The 16,012-nt window shown below is 70.3% G+C and carries 16 protein-coding genes and 1 pseudogene; 10 read left to right on the top strand and 7 right to left on the bottom strand.

Features of this window, described 5'->3' with window-relative positions:
• Positions 1 to 219: 219 nt before the first annotated feature.
• A pseudogene (locus D457_RS36780) lies at positions 220 to 330 on the bottom strand (MGMT family protein); the annotation flags it as partial.
• Between the two features lie 217 nt (positions 331 to 547).
• Between D457_RS36780 and D457_RS36775 the strand changes: the two are divergent.
• From D457_RS36775 to D457_RS0121170, 3 genes are all read left to right on the top strand, one after another.
• On the top strand, positions 548 to 1,366 hold the full coding sequence (locus tag D457_RS36775) for a hypothetical protein (RefSeq protein ID WP_017582679.1): 819 nt from the start codon (positions 548 to 550) through the stop codon (positions 1,364 to 1,366).
• On the top strand, positions 1,309 to 2,115 hold the full coding sequence (locus tag D457_RS36770) for a tetratricopeptide repeat protein (protein WP_017582678.1): 807 nt from the start codon (positions 1,309 to 1,311) through the stop codon (positions 2,113 to 2,115). Before D457_RS36775 ends, D457_RS36770 begins: the two co-directional genes overlap by 58 nt.
• Positions 2,116 to 2,177: 62 nt before the next feature.
• Positions 2,178 to 2,603 carry an NUDIX hydrolase gene (locus D457_RS0121170; protein WP_017582677.1) on the top strand — a complete coding sequence of 142 codons (426 nt, stop codon included), beginning with the start codon at positions 2,178 to 2,180 and terminating at the stop codon, positions 2,601 to 2,603.
• Here the strand turns inward: D457_RS0121170 and D457_RS0121165 are convergent.
• Positions 2,579 to 3,517, bottom strand: a complete 939-nt coding sequence (locus tag D457_RS0121165) for a GNAT family N-acetyltransferase (RefSeq protein ID WP_017582676.1) — start codon at positions 3,515 to 3,517, stop codon at positions 2,579 to 2,581. The two genes, D457_RS0121170 and D457_RS0121165, sit on opposite strands and share 25 nt — an antisense overlap.
• A 70-nt stretch (positions 3,518 to 3,587) precedes the next feature.
• Positions 3,588 to 4,592 (bottom strand): MBL fold metallo-hydrolase, encoded by a 1,005-nt coding sequence (locus D457_RS0121160; protein WP_017582675.1) that lies wholly within the window; start codon positions 4,590 to 4,592, stop codon positions 3,588 to 3,590.
• Positions 4,593 to 4,786: 194 nt separating this feature from the next.
• Here D457_RS0121160 and D457_RS37715 point away from each other — a divergent pair, with 194 nt between their 5' ends.
• Positions 4,787 to 5,455 carry a single-stranded DNA-binding protein gene (locus tag D457_RS37715; protein WP_338043090.1) on the top strand — a complete coding sequence of 223 codons (669 nt, stop codon included), beginning with the start codon at positions 4,787 to 4,789 and terminating at the stop codon, positions 5,453 to 5,455.
• A 5-nt stretch (positions 5,456 to 5,460) separates the two neighbouring features.
• Here the strand turns inward: D457_RS37715 and D457_RS0121150 are convergent, their stop codons facing one another.
• Positions 5,461 to 6,480 carry an HAD-IIA family hydrolase gene (locus D457_RS0121150; protein WP_017582672.1) on the bottom strand — a complete coding sequence of 340 codons (1,020 nt, stop codon included), beginning with the start codon at positions 6,478 to 6,480 and terminating at the stop codon, positions 5,461 to 5,463.
• A 232-nt stretch (positions 6,481 to 6,712) separates the two neighbouring features.
• Positions 6,713 to 7,510 (bottom strand): aminoglycoside N(3)-acetyltransferase, encoded by a 798-nt coding sequence (locus D457_RS0121145; protein WP_017582671.1) that lies wholly within the window; start codon positions 7,508 to 7,510, stop codon positions 6,713 to 6,715.
• Positions 7,511 to 7,655: 145 nt separating this feature from the next.
• Here D457_RS0121145 and D457_RS0121140 point away from each other — a divergent pair, with 145 nt between their 5' ends.
• Positions 7,656 to 9,317 carry a cation:proton antiporter gene (locus D457_RS0121140; protein ID WP_017582670.1) on the top strand — a complete coding sequence of 554 codons (1,662 nt, stop codon included), beginning with the start codon at positions 7,656 to 7,658 and terminating at the stop codon, positions 9,315 to 9,317.
• A 5-nt stretch (positions 9,318 to 9,322) separates the two neighbouring features.
• Here the strand turns inward: D457_RS0121140 and D457_RS0121135 are convergent, their stop codons facing one another.
• The gene (locus D457_RS0121135; RefSeq protein WP_017582669.1) at positions 9,323 to 10,609 is read right to left on the bottom strand and encodes a DUF1015 domain-containing protein; all 1,287 of its coding nucleotides are present in this window, start codon (positions 10,607 to 10,609) and stop codon (positions 9,323 to 9,325) included.
• A 65-nt stretch (positions 10,610 to 10,674) separates the two neighbouring features.
• Complete coding sequence (locus D457_RS0121130) at positions 10,675 to 11,025, bottom strand: SCP2 sterol-binding domain-containing protein (RefSeq protein WP_017582668.1); 351 nt, start codon at positions 11,023 to 11,025, stop codon at positions 10,675 to 10,677.
• Between the two features lie 242 nt (positions 11,026 to 11,267).
• Between D457_RS0121130 and D457_RS0121125 the strand changes: the two genes are divergently transcribed.
• From D457_RS0121125 to recN, 5 genes are all read left to right on the top strand, one after another.
• Entirely contained in the window at positions 11,268 to 12,044 is a 777-nt protein-coding gene (locus tag D457_RS0121125; protein WP_017582667.1) for a coiled-coil domain-containing protein, read from the top strand.
• Positions 12,045 to 12,105: 61 nt separating this feature from the next.
• Positions 12,106 to 12,285 carry a hypothetical protein gene (locus D457_RS0121120; protein WP_026116872.1) on the top strand — a complete coding sequence of 60 codons (180 nt, stop codon included), beginning with the start codon at positions 12,106 to 12,108 and terminating at the stop codon, positions 12,283 to 12,285.
• A gap of 30 nt (positions 12,286 to 12,315) precedes the next feature.
• Entirely contained in the window at positions 12,316 to 13,116 is an 801-nt protein-coding gene (locus D457_RS0121115; RefSeq protein ID WP_026116871.1) for a TlyA family RNA methyltransferase, read from the top strand.
• A gap of 109 nt (positions 13,117 to 13,225) precedes the next feature.
• Positions 13,226 to 14,152: an NAD kinase gene (locus D457_RS0121110; protein WP_017582664.1), complete on the top strand. Its 927-nt coding sequence runs from the start codon at positions 13,226 to 13,228 to the stop codon at positions 14,150 to 14,152.
• Between the two features lie 49 nt (positions 14,153 to 14,201).
• On the top strand, positions 14,202 to 15,914 hold the full coding sequence (recN, locus tag D457_RS0121105) for a DNA repair protein RecN (protein ID WP_017582663.1): 1,713 nt from the start codon (positions 14,202 to 14,204) through the stop codon (positions 15,912 to 15,914).
• The last annotated feature ends 98 nt before the right edge of the window (positions 15,915 to 16,012 follow it).

Genomic DNA, 16,012 nt, shown 5'->3' with positions numbered 1-16,012 from the left:
AGGGGGTTCGTTCTTCGGAACGAGCCTCCTCCTTTTTTGTTGCTTGGTCTTGTGAACATGTGAATGGTGGGGTTGTTGCCCGTGCGGGTACTTCGTTGGCTTTCGTCAGGTTCTCCGTGATCTTGCTACCAGGAGCGAAATCGGCGCCGAACTCGCTCCTGGTAGCAAGATCACGGAAGGGGAGGGGTGGGTTGTCCGGTTTTCGGGGCTGTGTCGCTTTTAAGCTCTGCGTTCCATGGTCTGGCTCTGTTCCAGGCCCAGCAGGTACTGCTTGCGTTCCAGCCCGCCCGCGTAACCGGTCAGGCTTCCGTTGGCGCCGATGGCGCGGTGCCAGGAGAGTCAGATCACCACACGGTCCTGTCCTGCGGCTTTGGTGATGCGTGGGTGCGCTATGTCGTAAGCTGGAAGGTACGAGTACTACTACGCGCTGCTACTGCTCAAGGTGGCAGCGCTTTTGAGTGTTGACGGACGGGTTGGATGACTGAGGACAGCCGATCGGGAGACCGCGAGGACTCCGGAGCAAACGACCAAAGCGGTAACCGCTCCGGTGAGCCTGATGGTCGCGGGCGCGGTGACGAGTCCCGTTCCCGGTCTGGCGACGGGGGTTCCCGGGACGACAGAAGTGGTGAACGCCGGAACTTCCGGGGTGGTAGCGACCGCCGTGATGACCGTTCGGGCGGTAACGACCGCGGCGGATACCGCGGTGACCGGGATCGCCGGGACGACCGCGGTGGTGACCGTCGCGGTGGCGGTCGTGACTTCCGTGGTGGAGACCGCGGACGTGATGACCGTTCCGGCGGTAACGACCGTGGTGGTTATCGGGGTGGTCCCGGTGGAGACCGCGGGCGTGACGACCGCCGTGACAACCGCGGGGATAACCGCGGTCGCGACTTCCAGCGGGATGACCGTCGGCCGCCGCGTCAGGACGGTGCTGGCTACCGGGGTGGTCCCGGTGGAGACCGCGGACGTGACGACCGTGGCGGCTTTCGGGGTGGTAGCGACCGCCGTGATGACCGTTCGGGCGGGAACGATCGCGGCGGATACCGCGGTGACCGGGATCGCCGTGACGACCGCGGTGGTGACCGCCGTGGTGGCGGTCGTGACTTCCGTGGTGGAGACCGCGGACGTGATGACCGTGGCGGGCACCGGGGTGGTCCCGGTGGAGACCGCGGACGTGATGACCGTCGTGACAACCACAGGGACAACCGCGGCCGTGACTTCCAGCGGGATGACCGTCGGCCTCCGCGTGAGGACCGGGATCCGGCGGACATTCCGCCGCGGCTGCCCGAAGAGGCGACCTATGACCAGTTGGACAAGGACACCAAGCGCGACCTGCACTCGCTGCCCAAGTCCCTGGCCGAGTTGATCGGCAAGCACATCGTGGCCGCTGGCCTGCTCGTGGACGAGGACCCCGAACTCGCTTACAAGCACGCCGCCTACGCCCGCCGCAAGGCCTCCCGCCTGCCCAGCGTCCGTGAGGCCTCTGGTATCGCCGCCTACACCGTGGGCAAGTGGCAGGAGGCCCTGTCCGACCTGCGTGCGGCCCGCCGCATGAGTGGCCGGGACACCTTCCTGGCGATCATGGCTGACTGCGAGCGCGGCCTAGGCCGTCCCGAGCGGGCCCTTGAGATCGCCAACGACCCGGCCGGCAAGGACCTGGACGCGGACGAGCGCATCGAGCTGCGGATCGTCGCTGCTGGCGCCCGCCGCGACATGGGTGACGTCAAGGCCGCTTTGGCCGAGCTTCAGGTGCCGGAGCTGAAGGAGCGGCGCGCCCGGCCGTATGTGGCGCGGTTGTTCTACGCCTACGCCGACGTCCTGGAGGAGCTCGGCCGGACCGAGGACGCCCGCGAGTACTTCGCGCGTGCCTCCTCGGTGGACCGTGAGGGCGTCACCGACGCCGACGAACGCCTCGCCGCGATCGAGGGTGTGGAGCTGGTCGACAGCGACGTCGAGGACGGTGTCGTCTGGACCGACGTCGAGGAGGAGGCTGACGAAGCCGCCGCCGAGGCCGCGGCGGACGCCGCTCCCCGTGAGCGTCGTGAGAACCGCCGGGACGACCGGGACCGTGGCGGTCGCGATGACCGTGGCGGCTACCGCGGCGGCCGGGACTGACCCCCTCGGAACACAGTGACGGAGCGCCGTCGGGTGGCCTAGAGCCACTCGGCGGCGCCGTCGTGTACCTGGGCACGGTCCCCGAGGAGTACGACTCGGTGGTGTGCCTGACCCACCTCGACGGGCGCCCGCTCATGGTTCGCAACCGGCGGCGGGCCTGGGAGTTCCCCGGCGGGCACCGGGAACCCGGTGAGGACCTCTACGCCACCGCTCGGCGGGAGGCGTGGGAGGAGGCCGGAGCCACCCTCGGCGAGGTTCGGGTCGCGGGCTACTATGTCCTCTCCGGCGGACACACCACCGTGGTCACCCATGCGCTGGTGAGCTCCTTGGAGCCGCTCAGCGGGGAGTACGAGACCGTCGAGGTGCAGACCTTCGACTGCCTTCCACCGGAGCAAGAGCTGTCATGGGCGGACGGTCTGTACGCGCACCTGCTACGCGTTCTGGGGCTCCCCGGTGCCCGGGATCAGAATTCCAGCCGTTTGACGTAAGTGCTCTCGCTCCCGACCAGTGTGTACCCGAGCCGGTCGTTGATGGCGAGCATCGGCTTGTTGGTTTCGTGATTTCCGGTGTAGGCGTGCGTGAAGCCCTGCTCCCTGGCCCGGTGCAGGGCCATGTTTTTGGCGTATCCGGCCAGCCCTCGGCCCCGGTACTCGGGCAGGGTGCCGGTCATCGCCGACTCCATGCGGGTGCGGTGGTCGGACGAGTAGCAGGAGATCGTCACCGGGACCCCGTCGAGCAGCAGGACGAGGCTGAGCTCCAGGTCGGACATCGGGTTGTGCCACACCGCGTTGAGCCAGACCTCGTAGGGCAGGAACTCCTCCGCGGTCTCGCCCGGCTCGTCCTGGTCGGCGGCCTTGTCGATTTCGTAGAGCGGGCGGGGGTCGTCGGCGAACTCGCTCCACTGGCGCAGCTCGGCCCCTGCCGGTGCCTTCGGCGGGTCCGGAAGCTTGCTCAGATCCATACCGAGGACGTGGTGGCTCTCGACCAGCTGGTAGCCCCGCTGTAGGGCCGTCGTGCGGAAGAGGTCTCCGCTGACCTGGACACCCTCCTGTGCGACATCGGTGCGCAGGACGGTGGCCCCCTCCTCGACCAGGTGGGCCTCCGAGGCCTCCAGGAGCCGCGCGGCGAGCTCCTCGTTACGGTGGCCTTCGGCCAGGGCTCCGTAGAAGGACTTGCCCTTGCGGGTCCCATCCTCGTCCGTGTGCAGCCTGCTCATCACGTGCCCGACCAGGGTGTCGCCGACTACCGCGACCAGGCGGCTGTCCTCGACGTCGGGGCGGGGGTGGTCGAACCGCCACCGCATGTGCTCCTCGGTGAGGACCAGTGCCGGAAAGTCGTTCCTGAGGAGGGGGTGGGCCTGAGCGAGGTCGCCCTTGCGTGCCGGGCGTATGTGGGGAGTCATGCCGGGAGAGTACGGGGATTGGTGCCGGGACCGCACGTGGTTTGCCGCCGTCCCGGCACGTTCCCGGGGGCTAGGCCCGCTCCTCCTCGGCCTTTCTCTTCGCTTCTGCCTGCTCCTGGGTGAGCTTGTCCAGCCAGTGCACGATCCCGCCCACGTTGGCCTCCGGTCCGCTGAGCGTGTCCAGGACCGCGGCGGCCTCGGGGGAGGCGCCCGGGGGGAGGGGCTTGTACCTGGAGATGACCTTGTCGCGCACCATCGCGATGGCGTGGTCCAGATCCCCGCCGGTGTCCCGCGACTCCCGGACGGTCTCCACCCACAGGCGCAGCTCGGCCTCGGCGCGGTCGATGGTCTCCGCCACGGCACCGTGTGCGCCGAAGTGGGAGAACATCAGCCGCTGGGCGCCGATGTCACCGAACAGGCGCAGGGTGCGCAGGCAGGCCTCCATGTCGAAGTCCGGCGGCGGGGTCGCCGGGCGCAGGTCACCCGTGAGGGGGTTGTACACGCCGAGGGCGTCACCGACGTACAGGTCGCCGGTCCCGGTGTCCACCAGGCCCATGTGGTGCTTGGCGTGCCCGGGTGCGTAGTGCGAGACCAGCCTGCGGCCCGCGCCCAGGTCGATCTCACCGGTCTCGGCCACCGAACGGATCCGGGCCGCCTCGGTGGGGTGCATCTGTCCGAACAGCGTCTCTAGCCGGTCGCCCCACACCATCTTCGCGCTGGCCATCAGCCGGCTGGGGTCGGCCAGGTGGCGGGCGCCGCGCTCGTGCACGACGATCTCCGCGTTGGGGAACAGCGCGGCCATGTCTCCGGTGCCGCCCGCGTGGTCCAGGTGGATGTGGGTGACCACGATGGTGGCGAGGTCTTCGGGGGCCAGGCCGAGCCGGATCACGGCGTCCCGCAGAACCGGTGCCGAACCGGCGGTGCCCACCTCGACGATGCAGGGCCGCTCCGTGCGGATGAGGTAGGCGGACACGACCCCGGGATAGCCGGCGAGCATCGTGTCGATGGCATAGATCTCGTCGCCCAGGGGAGTGATCCCCTCGGGCAGACCGCTGACGTCCACGTCGTCGTGCACGGCAGACACCCCTCTTCCTCAGGCTTTGTGCGATCCGTTCCGGACCGAACCCGACTCTAGAACAAGGGTGTCACGCCAGCTGACGGCGGGGCCATGCCGGTTATCCACAGCTTTCAGGAGGGTCTTTTCTCCGGAGTCAGACCGGGTGATGCTGGAACCAGCGCGCGCACCAGGTCACTCCCAGAAAGGCCCTCGTGCTCGAACCCACTTCCAACCCCGGCCTCTCCACGCCCACCAAGAACAAGAAGAGGGGGAAAAAGCCGAACCCCGCCCTGGAACCGCCCGCCGCGAAGAAGGTGGTGGAGCGGCGAGCCTCCGCCTCGTACCCGGAGACCGAGGCGGTGCCCGAGAGGGCCCGTGAGTCGGCCCCGGTCGTCAGGAACAGCAAGCGAAAGGGGCAGCGGAACATCACCCCGGAGCCGGCCTCCGAACCGGAGAGCGGGGCTGTGGAGCAGCGCGTCCCTGGTTCGGAGACCGCGAAGGCGGGTGATTCGGGGCTGCCGATGCCGCCTCTGACGGAGCGGCCGGACCGGGCCGAGGGGCACCGGAACGAGGTTTTCGTGGTCGGGCGGGTCACCTCCGCCCCCTTCGAACGGGAGTTTCCCAGCGGGGCGCGGTTGGTGACCTGGCGGATCTGCATGGCCCGGCCCGAGGTCCCCGGGCGGCGTGCCCGGTCCGACTCGCTGACTCTGGTCTCCTTCGACGAGGCCCTCTGCGCGAAGGTACACGGGTGGCGGGTCGGTGACGTGGTTCGGGTGACCGGGGAGCTGCGCCGACGGATCTGGCGCGGGTGGAAGGGCGTCCAGAGCGTGCTGGAAGTGGAGGTGGACACCGCCACGCTGGTGCGCAGGGCGAACCGGTGAGTCGGTCACCAACCCAGGGCGCTCAGGGCCTCGCTCACCGTGGGACCGGTCGGGTCGATGGAGTCGTCAGCCCAGACCGCCGTGCACAGGGCGCGCAGACCGTCCAGGCGGTCGCCCTCCCCGGACAGGCGTACCGCGGCGGCCTCCGCTTTGACGGTCCAGCCGCCGCACTCGGTCCGGGCGGTGTCCCCGTCGACGTGGCGGAGCGTGCCCGGGTGGGTCTCGTTCATCCCGGACACGTCCCAGGACAGGTACCGGGGGCGCTGGTGGGCGGGGGCGGCCAGGGCGTCCTGGGGGGTGGCGACACCGGACAGGACCAGCAGTCCGGCGGCGCCGTGCGTGGTGGCGCCCTCGATGTCGGTGTCGAGCCGGTCGCCCACGATGAGGGGGTTGGTGGCGCCGGTGCGCATCATCCCCTCCTCGTGCAGTGGCCGCATCGGCTTGCCCGCGATCACCGGCTCCACCCCGGTGGCGTGGGCGATCACCCGCACGAAGGATCCGTTCGCTGGGGTGATCCCCCACTCGGTGGGCGCGGTCGCGTCGGAGTTGCTGGCCACGTAGAACGCTCCGCCGGAGACGGCGAGGGTGCCCTGGTCGAGGAGGTCGCGGGACATGTTCCGCGAGTAGCCCTGGACCACCGCCACCACGGACTCCGTGGCGACCGTGACGGGCCGCAGTCCCATCCGGTGTACGGCCTGGCGCAGACCGGTGTCGCCGACCACCAGCACGTCCGAACCCTGGGGGTAGCGGGCGGACACCAGGCGGGCGGCGGCCTCGGCGGAGGTCACCACGTCCTCGGGGGCCGCGGGTACGCCCAGGTGGGTGAGGTGTTCGGCGATGCGGGCGGGGGTGCGTCCGGCGTTGTTGGTCACGAAGGCGACCCGCGCCCCGGCGGCCCGTGCCTTGCCCACGGCCTCGGGCGCGGCGGGAACGGCCTTGGGTCCGATGTAGACCACGCCATCCAGGTCGAGGAGCATCGCGTCGTGGAGCTCGTTGAGCGGGCGGTCAGCTGCCTGCAAGGCCATCGCGCAAGGTCCGATTCCGTGTGTCGGGAGAGGTCACCCCCAGGCTAGGCCGCCCGGCGCCCCGAGCGCCCCCGCCCCGGGGTGTGTGCTCCGTCGCAGCCCCACGCTACGAAGAGAGGAGCGAGGTCCCCGGGATGCTCCACCCCACGCGGGGCAGATCCCGCGGCCCTGTGAGCCGTGCTCCCGTTACGGCGGTTGTGTGTTGTCGGAGGGTGCCCTGGAGTGGCTGTGGTCAGTAGCGGTGTTCGGTGAGCCAGGAGGTGGCGAAGGTGACGGCCTCGGGGAGGGGGAACAACCGGGCGGTGGCTGAGCCCACCCGGTCGACGGTGACCACGCCGGTGGCCTCGAAGGCCGCGCCCAGGGCGGGGAAGTCGCTCTCGTCCAGGACGATGCCGGTGTAGGTCACCCACTCCCGTTTTCCTTCGGGTGTGCGGATGGCGCAGGAGGAGGGTTCGGTGGGCGGGTGTGGGACCCGGTACTCGGCCAGGTGGAAGGCGGTGCAGGAGTCGTAACCGGTGCCCAGGAGCAGGACGCGGGCGTCGGCTTTGGCCAGGCGGGCCAGGGGTGAGTCCTCACCGAGGGCGGATGCGAGGGGATGGGGGTGCATGAGCTCGGCGGCGTTCGGGCCGAGCGCGGCGAAGGAGGTCTGCGGGTGCGCGCTGCGCACGGCGCCCGGCCAGGTGCGGAGCCGTTCGGCGACGCGTCCCATGTGGGGGCTGGAGGTGATGGCGGGGTCGTAGGCGGGCATCTCGGTGCGGATGGTTTCCCACCAGGCCTCGGGGACGGGCGGGTTGCACCAGTCCGCGGGGTCGGAGTTGTCGCTGGTCTGGGTGGGCACCACGAGGTTGCCGGTGGGCCCGACTGCGTCCAGGAGGGCTCGGACCACGGTCTCGTCGGACCCGCACACCCAGCCGAGGGAGCGCAGGGAGGTGTGGACCAGCAGGGTGTCGCCGGGGGTGACTCCGAGCCCGGTCAGGTCCTTGGCAAGGCTGGTGCGGGTTCGGAGTATGTCCTGCGTCTGCTCGGGCATGGGGTGGCTTCCTCACTGGGATCGGGGCACTCAGTATGGCTTCCGGGGCTTGGGGCGGACACTCGTTTTTCGTCTCCGGGAGGGAAACACCCGAAGATGACGTAGCGGAGCTTCCGACTCAGCCCGTGAGGTGTCTGCATGAGGGATGGGCAACGATGAGTTCGTGACACTGGCCCTGGTGCTCGCCGTGGTGGTGGCGCTGGGGCTGGTGGGCAATCTGCTTCGACAGCCGTTGATCGTGGTCTTCATCGCGGTCGGGATCATCGTCGGCCCGGTCGGGCTCGGCTGGATCTCGCCTTCGGGGACGTTGGAGCTACTGGCCCATGTGGGTATCGCTCTGCTGTTGTTCCTGGTGGGGTTGCGGTTGGACCTGCATTTGATCCGGGCCACCGGGCCGGTGGCGTTGGCCACGGGCTTGGGGCAGATCGTGTTCACTTCGGCGGTGGGCTACGGTCTGGCCCGGCTGCTCGGTATGGAGCCGCTGACCGCGCTGTACGTCGCGGTGGCGTTGACCTTCTCGTCGACGATCATCATCGTCAAGCTGTTGTCCGACAAACGCGAGCTCGACAAGCTCCACGGGCGTATCGCCATCGGGTTCCTCATCGTGCAGGACATCGTCGTGGTCCTGGTGATGATCGCGCTGACCGCCTTCGGCCAGGCCACCGGGGATTCGGTCCCCGCTGAGATCCTTCAGGTGCTGGCGGTCGGCGGCGGCCTGCTCGTGGGGTTGGCTCTGCTCTCCCGTTACGTCCTGCCCCGGGTGGTGGCCGTCGTGGCGCGTTCACAGGAGCTCCTGGTCCTGTTCGGGGTCGCCTTCGCGGTCTCCGTGGCCGCGCTCAGCGAGTGGTTGGGCTTCAGTGCCGAGGTCGGTGCGTTCCTCGCGGGGGTGTCACTGGCCTCGACCGACTACAGGGACGCGCTCGGAGCCCGTCTGGTGAGTCTGCGCGACTTCATGCTGTTGTTCTTCTTCCTGCAGCTGGGCGCCAACCTGGACTTCTCGGACGCGGGCCGCCAGATCAGCGAGGCCGCGGTCCTGTCGGTGTTCGTGCTCGTCGGAAACCCGCTCATCGTTGTGTTGATCATGGTGCTGATGCGCTATCCGGCCCGGGTCGGTTTCCTGGCGGGGCTGACCGTCGCCCAGATCAGCGAGTTCTCGTTGATCTTCGCGGCCCTGGGGCTGAGTCTGGGGCACATCGGTTCTGCGACGGTCAGCCTGATCACGGTCGTCGGTCTGATCACCATCGGCGGGTCCACCTACATGATCCTTTACTCCCATCAGATCTACCGCTGGCTGGGGCGTTGGCTGGACCCCCTGGACCGGCTCCTCCCCGGCAGGCGCCACCTCGGTGAACCGCCGACCGGGGACATCGACGTGATCGTCTACGGTCTGGGCCGGTTCGGCAGGGAGGTCGTCACACGGGTCGCCGCGGCCGGTTACCGCGTTCTCGCGGTGGACTTCGATCCGCAGAAGGTGGCGGCCACCGAGCAGGAGAACGTCACCGCCGCGTTCGGCAGCGCTGAGGACCGGGAATTCCTGGAGACGCTTCCTCTGGAACAGGCCCGCATGGTGCTCAGCGCGATTCCCTCCTCACAGGCCGACCTGGTGCTCATACACGCTCTGCGCCAGCACGGCTACGAGGGGACGGTCGTGTTGACGGCGCTCGATCCCGCCCTGGCCGACCAGCTCCGTCGGGCCGGTGCCGACCACGTGCTGGAGCCCTACCGTGCGGGGGCCGAGGACCTGCTCGACGACCTGCGTGAACACATGGGTCCGCCGCCGGGGTCGACCGGCCCCGGGGCGGGCTGAGGTGTTCAGGGGATGACGCGCATGACCAGGCCGGTGCGGGGTTTGGGTCCGAAGGAGGTGGACTTGCGCGGGGTGAGTTCGCCGCGGTCGGCGACGGCGTAGACCTGCTCCACGCGCAGCGGGGGCACGATGACGGCGGTGCCCTTCTCGTCGCGGGCGGCGGCCGCGGCCTCGGCCGGGTCGTCGTGCACCATCCGGACCCGGTCCTCGGGGAACTCCCACAGCGGCATGAGTACCTCGTGCAGGGCGGCCGTGGCCAAGTGGCGCCAGTCCGGGGAGTGGTCGGGCATGGCCTGGGCCAGGGTGGTTTCGTCGAATCCGCTCACCAGGTGGGTCTCGCCCTCGGCCGACACCAGGAGCAGGGCCGGGGCCTGTGCCTGGGCCAGGGCGGTCGCGTCGGCCTCTGGGACCGGTTCCACCGTGGCCACGGTGCGGGCGGCGGCCAGCGCGCGGGCGGTGTCCAGGCCAGGCAGGACCCGGTGGATGGCGCCGAGCCGGGGCGGGTGGGCGTCGCTGTCCACGAGCAGGGCCAGACCGTGGCTCCACCCCTGGTCGGCGCTCTCCTGGCGCAGCCTGAGATAGGCGGCGTAGCGGTGGTGGCCGTCGGCGATCAGGGCGGACCGCCCGGCCAGGTCGGCGATGATCTCCTGTTGAATCCCGGGGTCGGTGATGGCCCACAGGCGGTGTTGGGCGCCGTCGCGGGTGCGGGTGGAGACCACGGACCGCCCCTGGGCGCCGGTGGTCTCGGTGGCGGCGGAGGCCGCGCCGCCCGCGCCGCGGTAGACGAGGAAGATGGGTTCGAGGTTGGCGCGGGCCACCTCCATCAACCGGAAGCGGTCGCGCACCGGCGGGTCGGCGACGTCCTCGTGCGGGCGTACGGCCGAGTCGGTTCCGGTGCTCTCCTCGGGTAGCCCCAGGGCGCCCACGAGACCGCGCTGTACCTGGCCGTCCGCGGTGACCTGCTCGTACACGTACAGAGCCGGCTCCTCGTCCAGGGCGAGCACCCCTTCGGTGATCCAGCTGCGCAGGAGGTCGGCGGCGGCCCGGTAGCGCCGGGAGACGGCGTCCTCGCCCTCGGGTGCCTGCCGGGAGAGTTCGAAGGGCAGTGTGACCCTCGCCGCGTTGTGCGGGTCGGAGCGCTGGAGCTTGCGGGCCTCCTCCGCGTCAGGGATGTCGTAGGGCGGGGCCAGCAGCCGTGCGATGTCGAAGCCCCCGTCGATGAAACGGTCGACGTCGGGGGCCACGTAGCGCAGGCCGCGGAAGGGGGCCAGGACAAGTGGTTGACGAGGCATCCCAGCAAGGTACCCGCCGTCCGGCGGTGCCGGTGCGCTCCGCCGGCGTGAGGTGGTCGGGCGGGTCACAGCAGGCGTCGCATGCGCAGTAGGTCGCTGAGGCTGGCGTCGACCTTGAGCCGTCGGCTGAACAGCGCCTTGGCGGGGTCCAGCCGGTCCTCGGCCAGGTCCACGAGGTCGCCGCTGGAGACGGTCACCCGGACCTGGGGGGCGGCCGCCGCGGCCGCCGCCGGACCGGAGGTGATGTCGGTGAGGCCGTCGACGGTCAGACGCATGTCGAAGGCGGTCGCCAGGTCAGGGACGATCACGCGCACGGTGCGTTCGCGGATGACTTCGCGGCGCCGGTCCAGTGGTTGGGCGAGGATGCGCTCGTTCGCCCGGGCGATGCCCTCTAGGCACGCGTCGATGCTGCTCATGGGCACATGATGCCCTATTCGGTGGATACCGTCCGGTGGCCGGCCAAGACGCCCTCGGCCGGGCCAAGGGCGCGGATCGCTTCTGGGGCGGGTGGTGCCGGTGGGGTGAGCTCCGTCGTTTGCGTGTCACACGCGCCCCGGCCCCGGTAGCGTTGGCGTCACCCCCGGAGCACGAGGCCCCTCCCTCAGCGCGCCCGCTTTCCTACATTCCCTCCTGCGGTCCCATCAAGGAGCAAGTCATTATGGTCGTCGACGCGGTTCGCACCTATCTGGACGCCGCCAATGGCCTTACCGAACTCTCGCGCAAGCAGGCCGTGGCGGCCGCCAAGACCCTGATCCGGGCCAACGGGGCAGCCGCGCCCGCCGAGGGTGAGGCCCCGCCGAGGGTGGGGCAGAGCATCCAGACCCTGGCGGGCGAGCTCATCGAGACCAGCCAGGCCAACCGGGCGGCCGTGGCCGACCTGGTGCGGGCCGAGGTGCGGTCCGCGCTGGAGCAGATGGACATGGTCCCGCGCGCCGAGTACGAGCGGGTGGTGCGCCGGGTCGCTGAACTGGAGCGCCGGATGGCCGCTCGGCAGACCGTGGAGCGGGTGCTGGCGCCCCGCGGTGGTGCGTCCTCGGTGCTTCCCGCGCGGGAGGAGGGCCGCGGGTCGGCGGCTCAGAAGGAGGCCCCGGCGGTCGAGGAGCCCGTTGAGTCCGAGAAGGCCGTGCCGGCTCTGTCCTCGGAGAATGCCTGGAGCTCCGAGAGCGGCGAACACTCCGAAGGCGGGGAGAGTGGCGAAGCCGAGCAGACGGCGCGGAGTGCGGACGAGGACACCTCCGCCGCCGACACCCCCGACACCTCTGCTGAGGGTGCTGAGGGCGGCGGGGACGCGGACGGAACCGAGGACGAGGCCGATCCCCAGGCCGCCGCCAAGCGCACCGCCTCGGCCCGGAGCAAGGCCAAGACCGGCGCCAAGTCCACCCGGGCGCGTTCGACCGCTAAGCGCACCACCAAGAGCAAGGGCGCCAAGAAGTAGAGTCCGTCCCGGGCCGTGTGCCCGAAGACACAGGTGAGACCAGATGAAGGGACGGGGCGTGATGGATCCGAGTGAGCAGGCCGAGGCCATGGCCGAGCAGACTCTCAGCTCGACCAGGGAGCGGCTGGCCGGGCTGGACGCCCTGCCCACCCACGAGCATGTGGCGGTCTTCGACGGACTTCAGCAGGAGCTGTCGGGTGTTCTGGGCGCACTGGGGCAGAGCGCCCAGGGTTCCCGATAATGGCCGGAGCTGCCGGTACCCTAGGTGACCATGGCAAAACGTAGTCGGCTCGACGCGGAACTGGTCCGCCGCGGTCACGCACGCTCCCGGGGTCACGCGGCCGAGATGATCGAGAGCGGTTTCGTCCTCGTGTCCGGCATGGTGGCGTCCAAGGCCGCGACCCAGATCGGTACCGATCAACCCATCGTGGTGCGCACCCCCTCGGAGGAGCCGCCCTATGTCTCCCGGGGCGCGCACAAGCTCATCGGGGCGTTGGACGCCTTCGAACTGGATGTGAAGGGCCGTCGGGCCCTGGACGCAGGTGCCTCCACCGGGGGTTTCACCGACGTCCTGCTGCGGCGCGGCGCCGCTCACGTCACGGCGGTCGACGTCGGGTACGGGCAGCTGGCCTGGTCGCTGCGTAGCGACGACCGGGTGCGGGTGATGGAGCGCGTCAACGTCCGCGAGCTCACCCCGGAGCAGATTGGTGAGCCGCGCCCGGACCTGGTCGTCGGTGACCTGTCGTTCATCTCCCTCAAACTCGTGCTCGGCGCGCTGCGCGAGTGCGTGGCCCCCGACGCCGACTTCTCAATGATGGTCAAGCCCCAGTTCGAGGTTGGCAAGGCCCGGGTGGGCGCGGGCGGTGTGGTCCGTGAACCTGAGCTGCGGGCGGAGGCCGTCTCCGACGTGGCGGCGCACGCCCTGACCCTGGGGCTGGGTGTGGTCGACGTGACAGCCAGCCCCCTGCCGGGCCCCTCGGGCAACGTCGAGTACTTCCTGTGGATGCGTGCAGGGGCGTCGCCGCTGGACCCGGCGGTGTTGGAGCGGGCGATCCAGGAGGGCCCCTCCTGAGAGCATGGCCTCCTGTCGCAGGAGTCCGGTAACGTGACCCGGCCGGGTGCGGTCGAGCATCCGGTCGGCACCAGGCTTCCCGTCGGGGAGTGAACGTAAGGGGACGGCGATGACCAGCGGACGCAGTGTTCTCCTGCTGGCCCATACCGGTCGGCCCGCGGCGGTACGCAGCGCCCAGCTCGTCCACGAGAGGCTCAGCCGCGCGGGGTTGACCGTGCGCATGCTCAAGAGCGAGGTCGAGGATCTGGCGGCCAGCGGCTGCGAGCTGTCCCCGATCGAGCCGGTGGAGGCGGCGCAGGCCGCCGAGGGTGTGGAACTGGTCATGGTGCTCGGCGGGGACGGGACCCTGCTGCGGGCGGCGGAGATCGCGCGTCCGGCCGGTGCGCCGCTGCTGGGTGTGAACCTGGGGCACGTGGGTTTCCTGGCTGAGGCCGAGCGCGAGGACCTGGGTGCCACGGTGAACAGCGTGGTCAACCGCGACTACGTCGTCGAGGAGCGCATGACCCTGGACGTGGCCGTTTTTAACGGCGGTCGCGGTGACGGGACGCCTCCGGTGCGTTCGTGGGCGCTCAACGAGGCGACTCTGGAGAAGGCCGATACCCGTCGCATGCTGGAGATGGTCCTGGAAGTGGACGGGCGTCCCCTGTCCAGCTGGGGCTGTGACGGTGTGGTGTGCGCGACCCCCACCGGGTCGACCGCCCACGCGTTCTCGGCGGGTGGCCCGGTCGTGTGGCCGGATGTGGAAGCGCTGCTGGTCGTGCCGATCAGCGCGCACGCCCTATTCGCGCGGCCCCTGGTCGTGGGGCCGGAGGCGACGGTGGCGCTCGAGGTCCTGCCGGAGACCACGCCGGGCGTGCTCTGGTGTGACGGACGGCGTATGGTCGAATTGCCCGCGGGGGCACGAATCGAGATCACCCGTGCCGATACGCCGGTCCGGCTGGCCCGGTTGCACCGTGCGCCTTTCACCGATCGGTTGGTGGCCAAGTTCGGCCTGCCGGTCACCGGGTGGCGGGGGCGGGCCAAACACGGACGCTGAAGCAGCGCCGTCACATGCAAAGGGCGTCAACTATTCAGGAGAGGGATCGGTGCTCGAAGAAGTCCGCATCCAAGGCCTCGGTGTCATCGATGACGCCGTGTTGGAGCTGTCACGGGGCCTGACCGTCGTCACCGGTGAGACCGGCGCTGGTAAGACCATGGTCGTCACCGGGCTGGGACTGCTCTTCGGTGGGCGCGCCGACCCTCAGCGGGTACGCCCGGGGGCCGACCGTGCGGTGGTCGAGGGGCGGCTGACCGTTCCCCAGGGGGGCCGGGTGGCCGACCGGGTGCTGGAGGCCGGCGGTGACATCGACGACGACGTCCTGATCCTGACCCGCGCGGTCTCGGCGGAGGGCCGTTCCCGGGCGACCATGGGCGGCCGTTCGGCCCCGGTGAGCCTGCTGGCCTACCTGGCCGACGACCTCGTGGCCGTGCACGGGCAGTCCGACCAACAGCGTCTGCTGCGGGCGGACCGTCAGCGCTCTTCTCTGGACCGGTTCGCCGGTGACGACCTGGCCAAGGCGTTGAAGCGTTACTCGTCCGCCTACCGTCGCTACCGTGAGGTCTCGGCGGAGTTGGACGAGCTGGTCGAGCGGGCGCGTGAGCGTGCTCAGGAGGCCGACATGCTGCGGTTCGGGGTGGAGGAAATCACCGCCGCCGAGCCGCTCGCGGGGGAGGACGAGGAGCTTCTCGCGGAGGAGACCCGGCTGGCGCACGCCGACGGGTTGCGGGTGGCCTCGACCACCGCGCACGAGGCGTTGGCCGGTGACCCGGCCGCGGCGGACGTGCAGGCCGACGTGGTGGGGCTGCTATCCGCGGCCCGCCAGGCGGTGGGCTCGGTGCGTGAGCACGACGCGGAGCTGGCCGCCATCGGCGACCGGTTGGACGAGGCGTCCTACATCCTCACCGACGCCGCCACCGAGCTGGCCTCCTACGCGGAGTCGGTGGATGCCGACCCGGCCCGGCTGGCCGCGATCCAGGAGCGCCGGGCGCTGTTGACCCAGCTTTCGCGCAAGTACGGCGCGACCACGGACGAAGTGCTGGCCTGGGCAGAGAACGCCGCCAAGCGCCTGGGTGAGCTGGACGGTGACGACGAGCACATCGACGCCCTGCGCGCCGAGGCCGATGAACTGTACGCGCGGATGGACGAGGCAGCGACCGCGCTGACCGACATCCGGTCCGCCGCGGCCGAGCGGTTTGGCGCGGCGGTGACCGAGGAGCTGACCGCGCTGGCCATGCCGCACGCGCGGGTGAGCGTGCGCATCACCACGGGTGAGGAGTTCGGTCAGCACGGGCGCGACGAGGTCGAGCTGCTGCTGGCGCCGCACCCGAGCTCACCGCCGCTGGCGCTGCACAAGGGCGCTTCCGGCGGTGAGCTCTCGCGGGTGATGCTGGCGATCGAGGTGGTCTTCGCTGGGGCGGACCCGGTGCCCACCTTCGTGTTCGACGAGGTGGACGCGGGTGTGGGCGGTAAGGCCGCGGTGGAGATCGGGCGGCGGCTGGCCCGGTTGGCCCAGCGCGCCCAGGTCATCGTGGTCACGCACCTGCCACAGGTGGCGGCTTTCGCCGACGCGCACCTGGTGGTGGAGAAGTCCACCGAGGGTCTGGTCACCGAGAGCGGTGTGGTGCGTCTGGACCGGGGCGGGCGGGTGCGTGAGCTCTCGCGGATGCTTGCCGGTCTGGAGGACTCCGAGCTGGGCCGGGCCCACGCCGAGGAGCTGCTGGACAACGCCGACCCGGATCGCGCCTACCCAGCCGCCTGACGCCCCGCTGCCCGTATATCCCCCGTGATCTTGCTACCAGAAGCAAGTTCGGCGCCGAACTTGCTTCTGGTAGCAAGATCACGGGGAAACGGGGGGTG

Source organism: Nocardiopsis valliformis DSM 45023 (assembly GCF_000340985.1).
Taxonomy (GTDB): Bacteria; Actinomycetota; Actinomycetes; order Streptosporangiales; family Streptosporangiaceae; genus Nocardiopsis; species Nocardiopsis exhalans.
Note: the sequence above shows the minus strand (reverse complement) of the source record. Positions and strands in the feature narration are given on the sequence as shown.

Bases quoted from the DNA above. Each gene is read 5' to 3' on its own strand.
- D457_RS0121165 (WP_017582676.1), bottom strand. From the start codon at position 3,517: ATGACTCCCCACATACGCCCGGCACGCAAGGGCGACCTCGCTCAGGCC.
- D457_RS0121150 (WP_017582672.1), bottom strand. From the start codon at position 6,480: ATGGCCTTGCAGGCAGCTGACCGCCCGCTCAACGAGCTCCACGACGCG.
- D457_RS0121145 (WP_017582671.1), bottom strand. From the start codon at position 7,510: ATGCCCGAGCAGACGCAGGACATACTCCGAACCCGCACCAGCCTTGCC.
- D457_RS0121140 (WP_017582670.1), top strand. From the start codon at position 7,656: ATGGGCAACGATGAGTTCGTGACACTGGCCCTGGTGCTCGCCGTGGTG.
- D457_RS0121135 (WP_017582669.1), bottom strand. From the start codon at position 10,609: ATGCCTCGTCAACCACTTGTCCTGGCCCCCTTCCGCGGCCTGCGCTAC.
- D457_RS0121130 (WP_017582668.1), bottom strand. From the start codon at position 11,025: ATGAGCAGCATCGACGCGTGCCTAGAGGGCATCGCCCGGGCGAACGAG.
- D457_RS0121125 (WP_017582667.1), top strand. From the start codon at position 11,268: ATGGTCGTCGACGCGGTTCGCACCTATCTGGACGCCGCCAATGGCCTT.
- D457_RS0121120 (WP_026116872.1), top strand. From the start codon at position 12,106: ATGGATCCGAGTGAGCAGGCCGAGGCCATGGCCGAGCAGACTCTCAGC.
- D457_RS0121115 (WP_026116871.1), top strand. From the start codon at position 12,316: ATGGCAAAACGTAGTCGGCTCGACGCGGAACTGGTCCGCCGCGGTCAC.
- D457_RS0121110 (WP_017582664.1), top strand. From the start codon at position 13,226: ATGACCAGCGGACGCAGTGTTCTCCTGCTGGCCCATACCGGTCGGCCC.